The following is a 17698-nucleotide window of genomic DNA, read 5'->3' on the forward strand; positions in this document are numbered from 1 at the left end:
TCAATAGCGGATGCGCGGGTCGAACAGGCGGTAGCTCAGGTCGACCAGCAGGTTGATCAGCACGTAGATGCCCGAGGCCACCAGCAGCACGCCCTGGATCACGGGGTAGTCGTGGCGCAGCACGGCGTCGATGGTCAGGCGGCCCAGCCCGGGGATGGCGAACACGGTTTCCGTGACCACCACGCCGCCGATCAACAGCGCCACGCCCACGCCAATGGTGGTGACGATGGGGTTGGCGGCGTTCTTGAGCGCGTGCCAGACGATCGGGCCGGCCGCCAGGCCCTTGGCGCGGGCGGTGCGGATGTAGTCTTCCGACAGCGCCTCCAGCATGGTGGCGCGGGTCATGCGGGTCAGCAGAGCCATGTACACCAGCCCCAGCGACAGACAGGGCAGCACCAGATGCCGCAGGTACGGCACCAGGCCGTCGGCCAGCGGCTTGTAGCCCTGCACCGGCAGCCAGCCGAGCTTGATGGAAAAGCCGTACACCAGGCTGTAGCCGATCAGGAACACCGGCACCGAGAACGCGCAGACCGCGCCGATCATCACCAGCCGGTCCAGCAGCCGCCCGGCGTTCCAGGCCGCCAGCACGCCCAGCGGCACGGCCGCCAGCACCGCGAACAGCATGGTGAAGGCGGCGATCGACAGGGTCGGCCCCATGCGCTGGCCGATCAGTTGCGCCACCGGCATCTGGGTGGCGATCGAGGTGCCCAGGTCGCCGGTGGCCAGGTGCCCGACCCAGATGCCGAACTGCGTCAGCAGCGGCTTGTCCAGGCCCAGGTTCTGGCGGATCTTCTCGACGTCTTCGGTGGTGGCGTTGTCGCCCGCGATCACCGCCGCCGGATCGCCCGGCGACAGGTGGATCAAGAGGAACACCACGACCGCGACCACGGCCATGACGGGTATGACGGCCGCGATGCGGCGCAGGATGAATTTCACGCTGGGTTTCCCCCCGGCCTGACGCGGCGCGCGCGGGGCGCTTGGCGGCGGCCTGATTGTCCGGGGCCGGGGCGCGCGTGCCGATCACTCGCGGCCCCGCGCCGCATCATGGTTTTTCGACGTTCCACATCACCGGGATGCCGGTCTTCATCAGTTCGGTGTGCGTCAGCCCGCGAATGGCCGACACCGGCTTGAATTCGCCCCACATCACGTAAGGCACCGTCTGGTACGCCCGCGCCTGCAATTGCGCCGCGATTTCCTTGCGCTTGGCGGCGTCAGGCTCCTGGATCCACTGCGTGCGCAGCGCGTCCAGTTCCTTGTCGCAGGGCCAGCCCGGCAGGCTGTTGCCGCAGGCGGCCGACAGCCACGGGTTGGTCAGCGGCGTGCTGGCGTCGTAATAGCCGCCCCAGGTCAGGAACAGGTTCCAGCCGCCTTGTTCGGGCGGATCCTTCTTCAGGCGGCGCGCCGCCAGCGAAGCCCAGTCCATGGTCTGCAGGTCGACCTTGATGCCGGCCTTCTTCATGTTCTGCGCCAGCACCATGACGGCCGGTGCGCTGATGTGGTCGGTGGGGTAGAGCATCACGACTTTCTCGCCCTGGTAGCCGGCCTCCTGCAGCAACTGCTTGGCGCGCGCCAGGTCGGGCTTGGCGTAGGGCGCGGCGCCGGCATCGGTGGCCAGCGGCGAACCGCAGATGTACAGGGTGGCGCAATAATCGACGCGGTACTTCTCGGGGTAGCCGATAGCCGCCAGCATTTCCTTCTGGCTGATCAGGTAATACAGGGCCTGGCGTGCTTGCGGCTTGTCGAACGGCGGATGCAGCGCGTTGACGATGGCCATGCCCTGGGTGGCGACCGAGGGGTTCAGGGTGATGTCCGGATTGCTTTCCAGCACCGGCAGGAAGTCCGGGGTGGTCTGCTCGATCATGTCGACTTCGCCGTTCATCAGCGCGGCGGTGGCGGTGTTGCCGTCGGGGATGTAGATCCATTCGACCCGGTCGACCTTGGCGACCTTGCCGCCCGCCAGGCCGTCGGCCGGTTCGCCGCGCGGCACGTAGGCCGGGTTCTTGACGTACACGACCTTGTTGCCCGGCACCCACTCGTCGCGCTTGAACAGGAACGGGCCGGAGCCGACCATTTCCGTCACGGGCGTGTTGGCGTCGGTCTGCGCCAGGCGCTTGGGCATGATGAAGGGCGGCATGCCGGACGGCTTGGCGAGCGCGTCCAGCACCAGGCCGAAGGGCTGCTTGAGCGTCAGCGAGAAGCTGTCGGGCCCGGTGGCGGCCAGTTCGGCGCCGGCCGCCATCAGCGCCTGGCCCATGGTGTCCTTCTTGGCCCAGCGTTGCAGCGAGGCGATGCAGTCCTCGGCGGTGACGGGCGTGCCGTCGTTGAACTTCAGCCCCGGGCGCAGCTTGAAGGTCCAGGCCTTGCCATCGGCCGACGTGGTCCAGCTTTCCACCATCTGCGGCTTGGGCTGGCCGTGGCTGTCCTGCGCGAACAGCGTATCGAACACCATGTAGCCGTGATTGCGGGTGATATAGGCGGTGTTGAACAGCGGGTCCAGGGTCTTCAGGTCGGCGTGCGGCACCATCCGCAAGGTCTTGCCCTGGGCCTGGGCCGGCTGGCCCACGGCCAGGCCACAGGCCAGCAGGGCCGCGGCGCCCAGCAGGCTGAATCGTTTCATCATGGTCATCCCCTTGTTTTTTCCCATTGCCGGCGTGGGCAATGGGTTGGATATCAGCCCTTGAAGGGCCATTTCGGCAACTTGCGCTTGGTGAACGGCAGCGCGTTGTAGTCTTGCGTGATCGCGCCGGGCGTCTCGACGTAGATGACGTGGCGGCCGATCTTCGCGTACGAGGCGTAGAAGTGCTGCGACGACTTCGGGATGACCAGCTTCATCGCGCCCAGGTCCACGCCGAATTGCGTGAACAGGTCGGTGTCCATGGCCTGGGTGCGGTGGGTGGTCATGACGATGGTCACGCCCTGGCTGCGCACCACGGCCGCGTCGCCCAGCAACGCGGGCGTGCCGGCCAGGCCGGTCATGATGGCGTCGCGCTTGAGCGCGACGATCTCACAGTCCAGGTCCAGCGGCTGGCCCGACACCGGCGCCACCTTGCCGCCGATGCGCAGCTTGATCCGCGCGCCCGCGCCGGCCTCGAAACACAGCTGCACCGCCACCGGATCCCAGAACGGGCCGGTCGCCACGTCCTGGATGCCGCGCGCCAGCACCCGCGCCAGGATGAAGGTGGCGTCGCTGGGTGCGCCGCCGCCGGCATTGTCGGCCGAGTCGGCCAGCACCACCGGGAAGTCGGCCAGCGCCAGCGCCTGGTCCAGCGCCGCGTCGGCGCCGGGGTAGGGCGGCGCCAACTGGTCGCGGAAACCAATGATCTCTTCGCCCAGCGCGCGCGCCAGCCGTTCGGCCTGGGCGGCGTCGCCGTCGGTGTAGACCAGCACCTTGGAGCCCATGTCGGGCGTGTCGCCCCACGGAAAGCCGTGCGCGATCGACACCGACAGCACGCCTTGCTTGCCTTCCAGCGCCAGCAGGCGGTCGACGAAGCCGCGCATCGGCTCGCGGCTGGTGTGCATGATGGAGATCATTTCGCAGTCGAAGACCGCGCGCGCCGGCTGGATGCGGCCCTCGGCGCGCGCCACGCACAGGTCGACCAGGTCGTAGGCGCGCTCCAGGATGTCGGTGTGCGGGTATTCTTTGAAGCACACCAGGAAATCGGCGCTATTGACCATGGCGTCGGTCAGGTGGCAGTGCGGATCCAGCTCGGCGCCGATCACGGTGTCCGGGCCGACGATCTCGCGGGCCCGCCGCAGCAGGTCGCCCTCGCAATCGTCGTAGCCATCGGCCACCATGGCGCCATGCAGGCCGAACAGCGCGATATCGACCTTGCCGGCGCGGCGCAGGTCGTCCAGCAATTCATCGCGCAGGGTTTCGTAGGCGTGGCGGGTGGTCGGGCCGGCCGGGGTCGCGCCCGCCGTCATGCCCTCGATCAGCGTCCAGTCCTTGCCCTGGGCGCGCTGGCGCGCGGCCCACAGCGGGCCGGAGAACATCTGCATGCGGTCCGGGTGCTGGCCGGCCGGATAGTAGCCGCGCGACCGATAGGCCGACAGGCCGGTCGGGATGGGTGAGAAGGTGTTGGTCTCGGTCGCCAGGGACCCGGAAAAAATCTTCATGCGATCGCTCCGTTCTGTGTGGATGTCCGCGCGCGGCGCAGCTCAGTCCTGCCCGATGTACGCCTGCACTTCGATCTCCACGTCGACGTTCAACGCCAGCGCCGACGCCACCGTCGAACGCACCGGCAGCGCCGCGCCGAAGAATTCCTTGTAGACCTCGTTGAAGCCGGCGAAATGGCCCATGTCGGACAGCCACACGGTGGCCTTGACCACCTGGTCCAGCCGCGCGCCGCCGGCCGCCAGGCTTTCGGCGATGCGCTCGCAGGCCGCGCGCGTCTGGGTCTGGATGTCGCCGCGCACCACCTCGCCGGTGGCGCTCATCGGCACCTGGCCCGACAGGAACAGGAAGCCGCCGGCTCGCACCGCCCGCGAAAACGGGAATGGCAGGCTGCTCGGCAGGCGTTCGATGGCGTGGCTCATGGCAATGCTCCTTTCAGGATCGGGTGAAACGGGACGGCGCCAGGCGCGCGGGGTCGACGCCCTGGGCCGCCAGGCTGGCGTCCAGCGGCAGGCCCTGCAACAGGTCGGCCGCCAGGCGCGAGACGCCGGCGGCGGACTGGATGCCGTAGCCGCCCTGCGCTGCCAGCCAGAAGAAAGCGGGGCTGGCGCTGTCCCAGCCGATGACGAAGTCGCCGTCGGGCACGAACGAACGCAGCCCGGCCCAGGTGTGACGCGGGCGGCGGATGGTCAGACAGGTGGCCGCTTCGATGCGGTAGATGCCGGTGGCCACGTCCAGCTCCTCGGGCACCACGTCGTGCGCCGGCACCGGATCGGCATTGGCGGGCGAGCCCAGCAATTGGCCGGCGTCGGGCTTGAAGTAGAAACTCTCGTCGACCCCGACCACGGCTGGCCAATGCGAGAAATCGACATCCTCGGGCCCGCTGAAGGTGAACGCCGTGCGGCGGCACGGTTGCAGGCCCACCGGCCGCACGCCGCAGCGTTCTGCGGCGTGATCGGCCCAGGCGCCGGCCGCGTTCACCAGCACCCGCGCCCGCAAGCTGGCGCCATCGGCCAGCGTCAGCGTCCAGGCGCCGTCCGCGTAAGAGGCCGCCACCAGTTCGGCGCGATTGCGCAGCACCGCGCCCTGGCGCGTCATGCCGCGCAGGAAGCCCTGGTGCAGCGCATGCACGTCGATGTCACGGGCGTCCGGTTCCTCGATCGCGCCGCACAACTGCTCCGGCCGCAGGCACGGCACCCGCGCCAAGGCTTGCGCGGCGTCGATCAGCGTGACGTTGGGCGACTGGCTGCGGAATTCGTCGTAGACCTCGCGCAGCAGGTCCTGCTGGTCCGGCGCGGCGATATACAGCACGCCGCGCGGGCTGAGCAGGGGATGCTCGCAGAACCCTTGCGGCGGATGTTCGTAGAAATCGCGGCTGGCGCGCGTCAGCGCCTTGATCTGTTCGGTGCCGTAGGTCTCCATGAACATGGCGGCCGAACGGCCGGTGGAGTGGTAGCCGGGCTGCGCTTCGCGCTCCAGCACCACCACGGAGGCGGTCGCGCTCAGGCGGTAGGCCACGGAGGCACCGGCGATGCCGGCGCCGATGACGGCGTAATCGTAAATCGGGTCTGCGGCCATGTCTTGTCGGAAGCGAGAATTCTCTTATTTGATAATTCTCGAATACGATAGTTGTTTGGAATGGGGCGGGTAATAGGGGTTGTCCCGGAGCCGCGTAAAATCGCGGCCATGCTTCCCACTCAAGTCATCGTTGCGCTGCTCGTGCTGCAGCTTGCCCTGGTCGTTCCGCTGGCCGCCGTCGTGATCCAGTTGCTGCGCCTGTTCCATTGGTATTTCCGGGCCGACCCGCGCACCCGCGGCGAGCGGCCGCGTTTCACCGGCCCGGTGCTGGCGCTGCTGTTCAGCGCGCTGGCCGCCAGCGACTTCATCGGCTACGAGCCGTTCCCCACGCTGTCGCGCCTGAATCCCGTGCCGCTGCAAGCGCGCGCCTATTTCACGGTGGCGATGCTGGCGCTGGCGGTGTGGTGCTGGGCCTATGCCGGCGCCATCCGCGAACGCGTGCGCCGGTTGTTCTGACAGCCGCCATGCCTGGGGGCAGCGCCCATCAGGCGGTCACGCGCCATCCGCCGGCCCCGCCACGCCCCCGCGCAGCGACTCCAGCAGCACTCGCTTGTTCTCGCGGCTGCGATAGGCGTGTTCGCGCATCAGGTTCTCGGCCCGGACCGCCTCGCGCCGCGTGATGGCGCGCAGCAGGTCTTCATGATCCGCCTGCGCCCGCAATACGAAGGGCGTCTCCAGCAGGGAAGGGGTGGACGGCAGCGTCAGCGCGGCCGGGCCGGCCAGCGGCGTCTTGTTGTTGTGTTCCAGCGCTGACAGCAGCGCACGATTGCCGGCCGCTTCGCACAGGATCTCGTGAAAGCGGCGGTTGATCTGCCCCCAGGCGCGCGCATCCACCGTGACCTTGGGATCGCGCCGCGCCGGCGCCAGCAGGGCGCGGCCTTCCTCGACGGCCTGCGACAACTGTTCCAGCACCTCGGCGCTGGCGCCGCGCTCGGCCAGCAGCCGCGCCGCCATGCCTTCCAGCACGCCGCGCACTTCCACCGCGTCGCCGATCTCGTCGACGGTGAAGGCGCGCACGCGAAAGCCGCGCGACGGCAGCCGCTCCAGCAGGCCTTCTTTTTCCAGCTCGGTCAACGCAATGCGCAGCGGCGTGCGCGACACGCCCAGGCGCGCCGAGAACTGCAACTCCACCACGCGTTCGCCGGGTTGCAGGGCGCCCGAAAGCACCATGTCCCGGAGTTCGGAAATCACTTTGTCGATCTGAGCGGCCATAGCGGAGCGTCGGCGGGAACGTATCTGAAAGGGTCTCCAGTGTACCTACAAAATTGCATGCAATCGCTCAAGAAAAAATCGATTGAGCCTTGCGATTAATCAAAATTGCATGCAATAATTCGGAAAAACAGCGGTCAAGGCCAATAAAAGCCACCGAATGCATGCAATCCGTCACTCAATTGCATGCCAGGCAGACCGTTCACAGGACAGGAGACAAAATGAAGCTGATCAGCTTCGAACATGCGGGCCAGCCGGCCTGGGGCGTGCTGCGCGGCGCCGAAGTGATGCCGTTGACGCGGCACTGGCCCGACCTGGCCACGGCCCTGGCCGCCGGGGTCGAGGCGATTGCGCGGGCGGCCGCGGGCCTGGACGGCCCCGGCATTGCCCTGGCCGGCCTGCAATGGCTGGCGCCGGTGCCCGCGCCGCGCAAGATCCTTTGCGTCGGCCTGAACTATGGCCGCCACGTGGCCGAGGCCGGCCGCGAACTACCGCGCCATCCTTCGCTGTTCGCCCGCTATCCCGATAGTTTCGTCGGTCACGACGCACCGGTCTGGAAGCCGCGCGCCTCCGACCGTTTCGACTACGAGGGCGAACTGGCGGTGGTGATCGGCCGGGCGGGACGCCACATCGCGGCGCGCGATGCTCTGGACCACGTCGCCGGCTACACCTGCCTGGCCGAGAACTCGGTGCGCGACTTCCAGAAGCACAACGCCCAGGTGACCCCGGGCAAGAACTTCGAGCGCAGCGGCGCGATCGGCCCCTGGCTGGTGACCGCCGACGAGATCGGCGATCCGGCGCGGCTGCGGATCGAAACGCGCCTGAACGGCGAGACCGTGCAGCAGGGCGCACTGGCCGACCTGATCTTCCCGATTCCCGAACTGATCGCCTACATCAGCAGCTTCACTCCGCTGGCTCCCGGCGACGTGATCGCCACCGGCACCCCCGAGGGGGTCGGTTCCAGCCGCCAGCCGCCGCGCTTCCTGGCGGCTGGCGACACGCTGGAGGTCGAAGTCCCGGGCGTCGGGACGCTGCGCAATACGGTGGTGGACGAACCGGTCCACGGCCAGGTCAACCAAGGACACAAGCATGACTGAGGCATTGCGGTATCTCACCGAAAAAGACGTGGTGGCGGCATTGACCATCCCGCGCGCCATCGACGCGTTGCAACAGATGCTGGTGGCGCAGGCGCGCGGCGGCGCGCGCAACGTGCCCAAGGCGCTGACCACCTGGGGCGACGGCAGCTCGATGCATGCCTTGGGTTCCGTGCGGCCCGGTCCCGGCGGCTATGCCGGCTTCAAGACCTGGGTTCACACCAAGGCGGGCGGCGGTTCGCTGTACAGCCTGTTCGATGCCGATACCGGCCTGCTGCGGGCCGTGATCGAGGCGCGCGCGCTGGGCATGCTGCGCACGGCCGCCATCAGCGGCGTGGCCACCCGCGCCCTGGCGCCCGCGGCCGCCACGCAGGCCGCGCTGATCGGCACCGGGCCGCAGGCGGTGACGCAACTGGCGGCGCTGGCGGCGGTGCGCCCGCTGCAACGGGTACGGATCTACAGCCCGACGCCGGAAAAGCGCCGCGCCTTCGTCGACGCGGTGGCCGGCAAGTACGCCTTCGCGGTCGAAGCGGCGCCGACGCTGGAGCACGCGCTGGCCGGCGCCGAGATCGTCACGCTGATCACCCGGGCGGTCGAGCCCTTTGTCGACGCGGCGCTGCTGGCCGATTGCCGCCACCTGAATGCCGTGGGCGCCATCCTGCCGGCCAAGGCCGAGTTCGCCCAGGACGTGTTCGAGCGCGCCGACCGCGTGGTGGTGGACGACCTGGAGAACGCCCGGCGCGGCTCGCGCGAACTGCGCGAACGCTACGGCGCGGACGGCGCGGCGTGGGACGGCGTGGCGGTGCTGGGCGAGCTGCTGGCGCGCGGCGAGACCCGCGCGCCCGACGCGCGCCTGACGCTGTTCAAGGGCATGGGCATGGGCCTGTCGGATCTGGCGATGGCGCAGGTGGCGTATGAACACGCCCGTGAGCACGGGCTGGGTGTCGCCTTGCCGCCCCAGACCCGCGAAAACCTGCTGCTGGCGCAAGCCTGAGTCCGATCCATCCCTTCGCACCCCCGTTTTTCCCACTTTCAATCACCACGCTGGCGGCGCCCACCGCCGCCGGCCACAGGAGACAGACATGTTCGTCGACGTCAGCGGGGCCGCGCCCCGCGAACAGAACAAATGGCCATCGATCGTGATCCCCAAGGAGGAGATCGACCAGGAAATCGCCCGCCTGATCGACGCGCCGCGCCCCGCCAACGGCCGCCGCGCCGCGCTCATCGTGCATCCGCAGGCCACCGCGCCGGGACTGGGCCTGGCGCCCGGCACGGACGTCACCATCAACGTCGTCAACCCTGGCGAGCGCACTTTCAACCTGCGCAAGAACTCCAACATGCTGGAGATCTGTATCAGCGGAGAGGGCGTGGCCACGGTGGCCGGCCGCGACATCGCGGTGGGCCGCTGGGACGTGTGGAACACGCCGGCGATGCAGGTGCATTCGTACCGCAATGACGGCAAGACGCCTTGGGTGCGGCTGTCGTACTCCAATGCGCCGCTGCTGGAAAAGCTGGAGATCCACTACGTCGAGGAATTCGAGGGCGACGTGCCGCCGGCCGACGCCAACACCCGCCCGGCGCCCGCCCGCTCGCCCGAGGCGGCGCGCGCCCGCGACCTGGCGCTGCGCGAACAGATCACCCCGGAAGGCGCCTGGCTGATGGGCTACGAATGGCTGATCGACATCGACGTGGTGGAATCGAAGGCGCTGCACTGGCCCTGGGCGGCCGTCTCGCGGCACCTGCCCAGCGTCGAGGAGATGGCGCGCGGCTACAACGGCCGCCGCCTGTTCGTGCTGTACAACCCGGCCACCGAACGCCGCATCGGCACCACCCACAGCTTCTTCGCCACCATCTCGTCGTCGCCGCCGGACAACCACCACGTGCCGCACCGCCACAGTTCGTCGGCCATCAACTACTACCTGCGCGGCAACGGCTACAGCAAGGTCAACGGCGTGCGGCTGGACTGGAAGGCCGGCGACCTGATCCTGTCGGCGCCCGGCTGGGCGATGCACTCGCACCATTCGGGCACCGAAACCACCTCGGCCCTGACGGTGCAGGACCATCCCTTGCAGATCGCCATGGAATCGCTGATCTGGCAGGAGCGCATGCAGGAACCGATCCTGGCGCTCGGCAGCCAGAGCGGCTTCGAAAGCAACTTGGCGCAACTGGCCGCCGCGTCCTGAGCGCGCCCCTCGCATCCCGGAAATTCCCATGACCCAGATCCCATTGCCCGACGACACCTCGCTGCGCGCGCGGCTGCGCGACTTCTACGACGACTACGCCTACTGCCTGGACGAAGACCGGCTGGAGGAATGGCCCGACTTCTTCACCGAGGACTGCCACTACCGCGTGCTGTCGCGCGAGAACCATGACGCCGGCCTGCCGCTCGGCCTGATCTATTGCATGAACAAGAACATGCTGCGCGACCGCGTCACCGCGCTGCGCGAAACCACCATGTTCGAGCCGCGTTCGCTGCGCCACTTCATCAGCGGCGTGCGCGTCATCGAGGCGCAGGGCGAACGCATCGTGGCCCAGGCCAATTTCGCCGTGATGGAGTCGCTGTCCGACCGCGAGCCCACGCTGAACATGGTGGGCCGCTACCTGGACGAACTGCGCCTGACGCCGCAGGGTCCGCTGCTGACCCGCCGCGACTGCGTCTACGACAACTACCGCGTGCGCACCTCGCTCATCGTTCCCCTCTGATCCCGCTGCCAGGAAACCCGCCATGACCTGTTCCGATTCCGCCGTGCTGGACGCTCCCGCCGCGGCCCCCATCCATCTCGAGCGCCGCTGGCCCAAGGAGGGCTACACGCGCATTCCCAACTGGGTCTACACCGATCCGGCCATCTTCCAGAAGGAAATGGACGTGTTCTTCGGCGGCCGCACCTGGAACTACGTGGGCCTGGAGTGCGAAGTGCCCGAGACCGGCTGCTACAAGCGCAACTGGATCGGCAACCGCCCGGTCATCATGGTGCGCACCGAAAGCGGCGAGATCAACGTGCTGGAGAACCGCTGCGCCCACCGCGGCGCCCAGATCTGCTGGCAGAACACCGGCAAGGTGGCCGACTTCACCTGCCCATACCACCAGTGGAACTACGACCTGGACGGCAACCTGCAGGGCGTGCCGTTTCGCCGTGGCGCGATGGGCAAGGGCGGCATGCCGCGCGACTTCGATCCGAAGCAGAACGGCATCCGCAAACTGCGCAGCGTCAACCGCGGCGGCTCGATCTGGGCCACGTTCGCCGACGATGCGCCCAGTTTCGAGGAATACTGCGGCCCCGAGGTGCTGGCCGAGATCGACCACATGCTGCCGGGCAAGAAGCTCAAGCTGCTGGGCTACAGCCGCCAACTGATCCCCAGCAACTGGAAGATGTACCTGGAAAACCTGAAGGACCCGTACCACGCGACGCTGCTGCACACCTTCTACATCACCTTCGGCCTGTGGCGCGCGGACTCCAAGTCCGAGTGCATTCCCACTGGCGGCGGCGCGCACAGCGTGATGGTGTCGCACAACGAAGGCAAGAAGAAGACCGAGGCCACCAGCGAAATGAGCCGCTTTCGCGACGACCTGGAGCTGCTCGATCTGGAAACCGTGACCCCGCGCGCCGAATTCAACCGCGGCCGGGTCGGCGGCGCCTGGGTCTTTCCCGCCGCGCAGTTCGGCATCCAGGCCAATTCGCTCAAGACCCGCCACGTGATTCCGCGCAGCCCGACCGAGCACGAACTGGTGTTCACCTACTACGGCTACGAGGACGACGACGAGGAAATGACCCGCCTGCGCCTGAAGCACGCCAACCTGCTCGGCCCGGCCGGCTTCGTCTCGATGGACGACAGCGAAATGCTGAACCAGGTGCAGATCGGCGTCACCGGCTATCCCGAGGCGCGCGGCATCGTCGAGATGGGCGGGCGCGACACCGAGCCGGCCGACTACATGGTGACCGAAGTGCTGATCCGCTCGTTCTACGACTACTACCGCAAAGCGATGGGGCTGTGACCATGACGACCTGGACTCCGGTCGCCCAGGTGGGCGACATTTCCCCCGACACCGGCACGCTGCGCGTCGCGCTCGACGGCGAGGCCGTGTGCCTGTACGACCTGCAGGGCGAGATCTGCGCCACCCAGGACCGCTGCCCGCACGGCAACGCCAGCCTGGCCGATGGCTATCTGGAAAACGGCACCATCGAATGCCCCTTGCACCAGGGCGTGTTCGACATCCGCAGCGGCAAGCCGCAATGTCCGCCCGTCACCACCGACCTGCGGCGCTACGCGGTGCGGGTCGAGGGCGGCACGATCTACCTGAGCCCGGAGGCCGCGTGAGCGCCGGCGCCATCGTCATCGTCGGCGCGGGGCAGGCGGGCGGCTGGGCCGCGGCCACGCTGCGCGGGCGTGGCTACCGCGGCCGCATCGTGCTGCTGGGTGACGAGCCGCATGCGCCGTACGAGCGGCCGCCCTTGAGCAAGGCGGTGCTGGGCGGCCAGGCCGCGCCCGACAGCACCGAACTGTTTTCCCGCGAACGCCTGGCCGAACTGGACATCACTTTCCGGCCCGGCGTGGCGGCGACGCGGCTGTGGCCCGAGCGCCACCAGGTCGAGACCTCCGAGGGCGCCGTACTCGACTACGACAAGCTGATCCTGTGCACTGGCGGCCGTCCCATCGTGCCGGCCTTGCCTGGCGTCGACGGCCCGGCCGTGCATGTGCTGCGCACCCGCGACGATGCCTTGCGCCTGCGGACCCGCCTGGGCCCCGGGCGCCGCGTCGTGATCGCCGGCGGCGGCTGGATCGGCCTGGAAGTGGCCGCCACCGCGCGCCAGGCGGGCTGTGCCACTACGGTGCTGGAGCAGGCACCGCGCCTGTGCGCCCGCAGCGTGCCGCCTGGCGTCTCGGCCCACCTGGCGGCGCTGCACAGCGCCCAGGGCGTGACGCTGCGTTTCGACACCGGTCTGCGGGCGGTGCAAGCGCGGCCGGATGGAAGCTGCGTGGCCGAGCTGGCGGACGGCGGCCATCTGGAGGCCGACGCCGTGGTGCTCGGGGTCGGCATGCAAGCCAACGACACGCTGGCGCGCGCGGCCGGCATCGCCTGCGACCGCGGCGTGCTGGTCGATGAATACTGCCGCACCTCGGCGCCCGACGTGCTGGCGGCCGGCGACGTGGCGGTGGCCGCATCCGCTGCCGGCCCCCTGCGCCTGGAATCCTGGCAGAACGCGCAGGATCAGGGCGCGGCCGCGGCCTGTGCGGCGCTCGATGCGGGCCAGCCCTATGTGCCCAGCGGCGCGGTCTGGTCGGAGCAATACGATGCCATGGTGCAGATCGCCGGATTTCCGGCGCGGGCCAGGCGCGAAGTGCTGCGGCCGCAGGCGGACGCACGGGCGCTGCTGTCGGTGGCGCTGGACGAGGGCGACCGCGTCGTCGGCGCCGTGGCGGTGAACGCGGCGCGCGAACTGCGCCCGTTGCGCCAATGGATCGCCCAGGGCGCCCGGGTGGACCCCGGCCGGCTGGCGCGTGCCGACGCGCCGCTGTCCAGCGCCCGGATCGGCTGAACCCACGATGGAGCACCCAATGCAGACCGAAACCGTCAAGGCCGCCTGCGAGGCGGTCGTCCTGGCCTTCTTTCACGCGCTGGATACCCGGCGCCACGCAGCTGCCGCCGCGCTCATGGCGCCGGATGGCACCTGGCTGCGTCAGGGCCGCTTGCTGACCGGCCCGCGCGACGTGCTGGCGGCGCTGGAGGCGCGGCCGCCGCAGCGCACCACCTGCCACGTCATCACCAACCTGCGGCTGCTCGAACACCGCGCGGATCAGGCCACGGTGGGCTACTTCCTGACCGCCTACGACAGCGATCCCCAGACGCAGGGCGGGGCGCCGCGCCTGGTCGCCATCCGCGACTGCCAGGACCGGCTGGTCGCCAGCGGCCAGCAGTGGCTGCTGGCGGAAAAGCGCAGCCGGCGCCATCTGCCGCCGGAATGACAAGCCCCAATGACACGCCCGAAACCCTGCCGGAAAATCCCATGACACCCCAAGGAAACCCCATGGATGCCGCCACCATCAAGGCCCTGGCGCAGCGCCTGGACCACGCCGAACGCAACCGCACGCAGGTGCGCCAACTGTCGCTGGAGCACCCCGATATCACCGTCGCCGACGCCTATGCCATCCAGCGCGAATGGGTGGCGGCCAAGATCGCCGGCGGCCGCCGGCTGGTCGGCCACAAGATCGGCCTGACGTCGCGCGCCATGCAGTTGTCTTCGCAGATCGACGAGCCCGACTATGGCGCGCTGCTCGATGACATGCTGTTCGACGACGGCGCCGAGATCCCGCGCGACCGTTTCATCGTGCCGCGCGTCGAGGTCGAGCTGGCCTTCATCCTGGAACGCCGGCTCAAGGGCCCGGGCGTGACGTTGTTCGACGTGCTGGACGCGGTGCGCTATGTCATTCCCGCGCTGGAGATCATCGACGCGCGCTCGCACCAGATCGACCCCGACACCAAGCGGCCGCGCAAGGTGTTCGACACCATCGCCGACAACGCCGCCAACGCCGGCGTGGTGATGGGCGGACGGCCGGTGCGCGTCGGCGAGCTCGACCTGCGCTGGGTCGGCGCGCTGATGTCGCGCAACGCCGTGATCGAGGAAACCGGCCTGGCGGCGGGCGTGCTGAACCATCCGGCCAACGGCGTGGTGTGGCTGGCCAACAAACTGGCCGGCTATGACGTTGCGCTGGAGCCCGGCCAGATCATCCTGAGCGGTTCGTTCACGCGGCCGGTGTACGCCGAAAGCGGCGACACCTTCCACGTCGATTATGGCCGGCTTGGCGCGGTCAGTTGCCGTTTCGTGTGACCGCCCGCAAGACTTCCCCGGCGCTACGCTTTTGCCATCCGGCGCGTCCGATACACCATAACCCGCGGACGCGTCCCGCCCCCCAAGGAGACAAACCATGACCCCCTTCAAGACCCCGCTCCGCATTGCGGCAGCATGCCTGGCGCTGGCGTCCGGCGCCGCGCTGGCACAGGGCCCCGACTGGCCCACGCGTCCGATCACGCTGGTCGTGCCGTTCGCGGCCGGCGGTGGCGGCGACACGCTGGCGCGCTTGGTGGCCGAGCCGCTGTCGCGCGAACTCGGCCAGTCCATCATCGTCGAGAACCGGCCCGGCGCCGGCGGCAACATCGGCACCGCCATCGTCGCGCGCGCCAGTCCCGACGGCTACACACTGTCGTACGGCACCAACGGCACCCAGGCCACCAACCACTGGCTGTACAAGTCGCCGGGCTACGCGCCGGGCGACTTCGAGCCGGTTTCGCGCTTTACCGTCATCGCCGCCGCGCTGGTGGTCAATGCCGCCGACGAGCGCTTCAAGTCGCTGGCGCAACTGCTGACGTACGCCAAGTCGCACCCGGGCGAACTGACCTGTGGTTCGGCCGGCAACGGCACCTCGTCGCACCTGGCCTGTGAACTGTTGAACCAGATGGCCGGCGTCAAGATCATGCACATCCCGTACAAGGGCGGCAGCGCGGCCATGACCGACCTGCTGGGCGGGCGCATCTCGCTGCTGATCGACGTGATGCCGAACGTGTCGGGCCAGATCGCCGCGGGCAAGCTGCGGGCGCTGGGCGTGACCACGCCGCAACGGGTGGCGTCCAATCCCGACATCCCGACCTTGAGCGAGGCCGGCCTCAAGGGCTACGAGTTCTTCGCCTGGGACGGGCTGTACGCGCCCAAGGGCACGCCCGCCGCCATCCTCGACAAGCTCAACGCCGCCGTGAACCGGGCGCTGCAACGCCCCGAGGTGAAGCAGGCGCTGGAATCGCGCGGCGCGATCCCGTCGCCGACCTCGCGCCAGTCGCTGGCCGAGTTCGGCGCCGAGGAATACACGCGCCTGGGCAAGGTGGTCAAAACCGCGGGCGCCGCCATCGACTGATACGCAGCGGGGTCCGCGTTGGCCGGCGCGGCCCCCGGGGCCGCGCCGGGCAGGCCGCTGCCGCCCGCTACAGCGGCGGCTTGAGCACCATCAGGAAATACACCGCCACCATGGCCAGGAACGCCGGGTAGCCCAACCATTCCCAGCGGCGCGCGAAGCGCCAGTAACGCGGCGGCAGCGCCGTGGCGCCAGCCGCATGGGCGCCAGCGGCCATCTTCGCCATTTCGTACTGCAACCACACCACCGGCAGCCAGCAGGCGCCCGCCAGCAGGTACAGCCCGATCGACAGCGCGATCCACGGCGTGGTCCAGTCCCAGCCGGCGGTGTGCGCCAGCCACAATCCGGTCAGCGGCTGCGCCACCACGGCCGGCGTGGTGAACCACAGGTCGGCCCGCACCACCAAGCGCGCGACCGCCGCGATCGCCGGCACCGAGCCGGTGCGGTTGGCGAAGAACAGGTAAAAGGCCGTGCCGAAGCCGGTGCCCACCAGCAGCACCGACGACAGGATATGCAGGGTCTTGATCGTGAGATAGGCATTCATGGCCGGGTTTCCTCGCTGAACAGGATGAATAGGAGCGCGATGACGGCGGCGTTCTTGAGCAACGGGCCGAACGGATGCCAGAGGAATTCCGGCAGCGCCACCGCGATCACTAGGGAATAGCCCAGCACCAGGGCGAGCTGCGCCGCCCACAGCCGCCGGCCGGGCCGCCACAACGTGGCCAGGCCGAACCCGGCGTCCAGCAGCGCGGCCAGCGACAGGGCCGCCAGCGCGGCCGGGCCTTGCAGGCCGACGCGCGCCAGCAGCGCCAGGCTGTCGGCCACCGGGTAGATGAAGGCGCTGCACAGCGCGGTCCAGAGCCAGATCAGCGCCAGCGCGCCGCGCAGCAGGGCAGGGCGCCAGGCCGCCAGCGCCTGCTGGCGCAGCGCGGGCGCCTCGGCCGGGGCAATGAAGGTGTCGATGCCGGCGGGCGCCCGGCCCAGCACCCGCGCGGTGGCCGCCGGCTCGGCGCGGTTGCCGGCGCGCAGCATGCGCCAGGTGTCGCGTGTCAGGATCGAACCGGGCAGGCGGTCGCACAGCGCCGCGCCGGCCGTCACCAGCGCGCCGGGCACGGCCAGCGTGCATGCCGGCGCGAAGCCCATGGCCTTGCGGTAGAGCGCCAGCATCTGCCGGAACGAGACCTCGGTGCCGCCCACCAGATCGAGCACGGGCGGCGCCTCGGCCGTGCCGTTGACCAGCCGCGCCACGATCTCGGCCAGTTCGTCCACCAGGATCGGCCGCAGCGGCTGGCGCCCGCCGGCGGGCAGGGCGTGCAGTGGCAGCGATGCCAGGGCGCGGAAAAAGCGCGCCGACGCGCCCTGGCTGCCATATACCAGCGCCGGCCGCAGGATGTGATGCGCGAGCGGCAGCGCGCGCAGGTGCTCGTCGGCGGCGCGCTTGCTGCGGAAATAGGCGGTGGCGCCGGTCTGCGCGCCCAGCGCCGATAGCTGCAGCACCCGCCGCACGCCGGTCTGCGCAGCGGCGTCGAACAGCGCCACCGGGGCGCGGTGATGGATCCGGTCGAAATCGCCGTCGTCGCCCTCGCGCAGGATGCCAACCGCGTTGATCACGACGTGGATTCCGCGCAGGCGGTCGACCCAGGCGGCAGGCGTCGTGTCGACACGGTAATCCATGGCGATCTCGTCGTCGTGCCGCGCTTGCCGCACGCCCTTGAGCACCCGGTGGCCGTCGCGCGCCAGCGCCCGGCACAAGGCGCGGCCGATGAAACCATTGGCACCGCATACCAGGATATTCATATGA

Annotated in this window: 19 protein-coding genes; 11 read left to right on the forward strand and 8 right to left on the reverse strand. The window is 69.3% G+C overall.

All coding sequences use genetic code 11. The features are described from left to right. The 5 genes from ACN6O8_RS08450 to ACN6O8_RS08470 form a co-directional block, all read right to left on the reverse strand. Entirely contained in the window at nt 1–936 is a 936-nt protein-coding gene (locus ACN6O8_RS08450; RefSeq protein ID WP_427990605.1) for an ABC transporter permease, read from the reverse strand. 106 nt (nt 937–1042) lie between these two features. Further along, nucleotides 1043–2620 (reverse strand): ABC transporter substrate-binding protein, encoded by a 1578-nt coding sequence (locus ACN6O8_RS08455; RefSeq protein ID WP_427990606.1) that lies wholly within the window; start codon nt 2618–2620, stop codon nt 1043–1045. Between the two features lie 50 nt (nt 2621–2670). Next, nucleotides 2671–4116 carry a M81 family metallopeptidase gene (locus tag ACN6O8_RS08460; RefSeq protein WP_427990607.1) on the reverse strand — a complete coding sequence of 482 codons (1446 nt, stop codon included), beginning with the start codon at nt 4114–4116 and terminating at the stop codon, nt 2671–2673. Nucleotides 4117–4158: 42 nt separating this feature from the next. Next, the gene (locus ACN6O8_RS08465) at nt 4159–4536 is read right to left on the reverse strand and encodes a RidA family protein (RefSeq protein ID WP_427990608.1); all 378 of its coding nucleotides are present in this window, start codon (nt 4534–4536) and stop codon (nt 4159–4161) included. A 13-nt stretch (nt 4537–4549) separates the two neighbouring features. Beyond that, nucleotides 4550–5692 (reverse strand): NAD(P)/FAD-dependent oxidoreductase, encoded by a 1143-nt coding sequence (locus tag ACN6O8_RS08470; protein WP_427990609.1) that lies wholly within the window; start codon nt 5690–5692, stop codon nt 4550–4552. Nucleotides 5693–5800: 108 nt separating this feature from the next. Between ACN6O8_RS08470 and ACN6O8_RS08475 the strand changes: the two genes are divergently transcribed. Then, nucleotides 5801–6148: a hypothetical protein gene (locus ACN6O8_RS08475; RefSeq protein WP_427990610.1), complete on the forward strand. Its 348-nt coding sequence runs from the start codon at nt 5801–5803 to the stop codon at nt 6146–6148. A gap of 36 nt (nt 6149–6184) precedes the next feature. On the opposite strand, the gene ACN6O8_RS08480 is transcribed toward ACN6O8_RS08475, so the two are convergent. Continuing rightward, nucleotides 6185–6904, reverse strand: coding sequence for a GntR family transcriptional regulator (locus ACN6O8_RS08480; protein ID WP_427990611.1), 720 nt, complete (start codon nt 6902–6904; stop codon nt 6185–6187). Between the two features lie 218 nt (nt 6905–7122). Between ACN6O8_RS08480 and ACN6O8_RS08485 the strand changes: the two genes are divergently transcribed. The 10 genes from ACN6O8_RS08485 to ACN6O8_RS08530 all read left to right on the forward strand — a co-directional run bounded on the left by ACN6O8_RS08485 (nt 7123) and on the right by ACN6O8_RS08530 (nt 15900). Continuing rightward, a complete protein-coding gene (locus ACN6O8_RS08485; RefSeq protein WP_427990612.1) occupies nt 7123–7998 on the forward strand; it encodes a fumarylacetoacetate hydrolase family protein in 876 nt (291 codons plus the stop codon). After that, nucleotides 7991–8989: an ornithine cyclodeaminase family protein gene (locus ACN6O8_RS08490; RefSeq protein ID WP_427990613.1), complete on the forward strand. Its 999-nt coding sequence runs from the start codon at nt 7991–7993 to the stop codon at nt 8987–8989. Before ACN6O8_RS08485 ends, ACN6O8_RS08490 begins: the two co-directional genes overlap by 8 nt. Before the next feature lie 88 nt (nt 8990–9077). Continuing rightward, nucleotides 9078–10178 (forward strand): cupin domain-containing protein, encoded by a 1101-nt coding sequence (locus tag ACN6O8_RS08495; RefSeq protein WP_427990614.1) that lies wholly within the window; start codon nt 9078–9080, stop codon nt 10176–10178. Between the two features lie 28 nt (nt 10179–10206). Continuing rightward, nucleotides 10207–10698, forward strand: coding sequence for an aromatic-ring-hydroxylating dioxygenase subunit beta (locus ACN6O8_RS08500; RefSeq protein ID WP_427990615.1), 492 nt, complete (start codon nt 10207–10209; stop codon nt 10696–10698). 22 nt (nt 10699–10720) lie between these two features. Next, nucleotides 10721–11989 (forward strand): aromatic ring-hydroxylating dioxygenase subunit alpha, encoded by a 1269-nt coding sequence (locus tag ACN6O8_RS08505; RefSeq protein WP_427990616.1) that lies wholly within the window; start codon nt 10721–10723, stop codon nt 11987–11989. Between the two features lie 2 nt (nt 11990–11991). Beyond that, nucleotides 11992–12312, forward strand: coding sequence for a non-heme iron oxygenase ferredoxin subunit (locus ACN6O8_RS08510; protein WP_427990617.1), 321 nt, complete (start codon nt 11992–11994; stop codon nt 12310–12312). Beyond that, nucleotides 12309–13532, forward strand: a complete 1224-nt coding sequence (locus ACN6O8_RS08515) for an NAD(P)/FAD-dependent oxidoreductase (RefSeq protein ID WP_427990618.1) — start codon at nt 12309–12311, stop codon at nt 13530–13532. Before ACN6O8_RS08510 ends, ACN6O8_RS08515 begins: the two co-directional genes overlap by 4 nt. A gap of 19 nt (nt 13533–13551) precedes the next feature. Beyond that, nucleotides 13552–13959: a nuclear transport factor 2 family protein gene (locus tag ACN6O8_RS08520; RefSeq protein WP_427990619.1), complete on the forward strand. Its 408-nt coding sequence runs from the start codon at nt 13552–13554 to the stop codon at nt 13957–13959. 62 nt (nt 13960–14021) lie between these two features. Next, nucleotides 14022–14822, forward strand: coding sequence for a 2-oxo-hept-4-ene-1,7-dioate hydratase (gene hpaH, locus ACN6O8_RS08525; RefSeq protein ID WP_427990690.1), 801 nt, complete (start codon nt 14022–14024; stop codon nt 14820–14822). 97 nt (nt 14823–14919) lie between these two features. Further along, nucleotides 14920–15900, forward strand: a complete 981-nt coding sequence (locus tag ACN6O8_RS08530) for a Bug family tripartite tricarboxylate transporter substrate binding protein (protein ID WP_427990620.1) — start codon at nt 14920–14922, stop codon at nt 15898–15900. Between the two features lie 67 nt (nt 15901–15967). On the opposite strand, the gene ACN6O8_RS08535 is transcribed toward ACN6O8_RS08530, so the two are convergent. Together ACN6O8_RS08535 and ACN6O8_RS08540 are read right to left on the reverse strand one after the other, a co-directional pair. Next, nucleotides 15968–16441, reverse strand: coding sequence for a DUF2269 family protein (locus tag ACN6O8_RS08535; protein WP_427990621.1), 474 nt, complete (start codon nt 16439–16441; stop codon nt 15968–15970). Then, nucleotides 16438–17694, reverse strand: coding sequence for an SDR family oxidoreductase (locus tag ACN6O8_RS08540; RefSeq protein ID WP_427990622.1), 1257 nt, complete (start codon nt 17692–17694; stop codon nt 16438–16440). The genes ACN6O8_RS08535 and ACN6O8_RS08540 overlap by 4 nt, the downstream gene beginning before the upstream one ends. Nucleotides 17695–17698 lie beyond the last annotated feature (4 nt).

The organism is Achromobacter sp., assembly GCF_050285565.1.
Lineage (GTDB): Bacteria > Pseudomonadota > Gammaproteobacteria > Burkholderiales > Burkholderiaceae_B > Achromobacter.

Coding starts and splice junctions, on each gene's coding strand:
- ACN6O8_RS08495 (WP_427990614.1), top strand. CDS start 9,078: ATGTTCGTCGACGTCAGCGGGGCCGCGCCCCGCGAACAGAACAAATGG.
- ACN6O8_RS08460 (WP_427990607.1), bottom strand. CDS start 4,116: ATGAAGATTTTTTCCGGGTCCCTGGCGACCGAGACCAACACCTTCTCA.
- ACN6O8_RS08455 (WP_427990606.1), bottom strand. CDS start 2,620: ATGATGAAACGATTCAGCCTGCTGGGCGCCGCGGCCCTGCTGGCCTGT.
- ACN6O8_RS08485 (WP_427990612.1), top strand. CDS start 7,123: ATGAAGCTGATCAGCTTCGAACATGCGGGCCAGCCGGCCTGGGGCGTG.
- hpaH (WP_427990690.1), top strand. CDS start 14,022: ATGGATGCCGCCACCATCAAGGCCCTGGCGCAGCGCCTGGACCACGCC.
- ACN6O8_RS08500 (WP_427990615.1), top strand. CDS start 10,207: ATGACCCAGATCCCATTGCCCGACGACACCTCGCTGCGCGCGCGGCTG.
- ACN6O8_RS08510 (WP_427990617.1), top strand. CDS start 11,992: ATGACGACCTGGACTCCGGTCGCCCAGGTGGGCGACATTTCCCCCGAC.
- ACN6O8_RS08465 (WP_427990608.1), bottom strand. CDS start 4,536: ATGAGCCACGCCATCGAACGCCTGCCGAGCAGCCTGCCATTCCCGTTT.
- ACN6O8_RS08475 (WP_427990610.1), top strand. CDS start 5,801: ATGCTTCCCACTCAAGTCATCGTTGCGCTGCTCGTGCTGCAGCTTGCC.
- ACN6O8_RS08530 (WP_427990620.1), top strand. CDS start 14,920: ATGACCCCCTTCAAGACCCCGCTCCGCATTGCGGCAGCATGCCTGGCG.
- ACN6O8_RS08540 (WP_427990622.1), bottom strand. CDS start 17,694: ATGAATATCCTGGTATGCGGTGCCAATGGTTTCATCGGCCGCGCCTTG.
- ACN6O8_RS08480 (WP_427990611.1), bottom strand. CDS start 6,904: ATGGCCGCTCAGATCGACAAAGTGATTTCCGAACTCCGGGACATGGTG.
- ACN6O8_RS08520 (WP_427990619.1), top strand. CDS start 13,552: ATGCAGACCGAAACCGTCAAGGCCGCCTGCGAGGCGGTCGTCCTGGCC.
- ACN6O8_RS08535 (WP_427990621.1), bottom strand. CDS start 16,441: ATGAATGCCTATCTCACGATCAAGACCCTGCATATCCTGTCGTCGGTG.
- ACN6O8_RS08505 (WP_427990616.1), top strand. CDS start 10,721: ATGACCTGTTCCGATTCCGCCGTGCTGGACGCTCCCGCCGCGGCCCCC.
- ACN6O8_RS08470 (WP_427990609.1), bottom strand. CDS start 5,692: ATGGCCGCAGACCCGATTTACGATTACGCCGTCATCGGCGCCGGCATC.
- ACN6O8_RS08490 (WP_427990613.1), top strand. CDS start 7,991: ATGACTGAGGCATTGCGGTATCTCACCGAAAAAGACGTGGTGGCGGCA.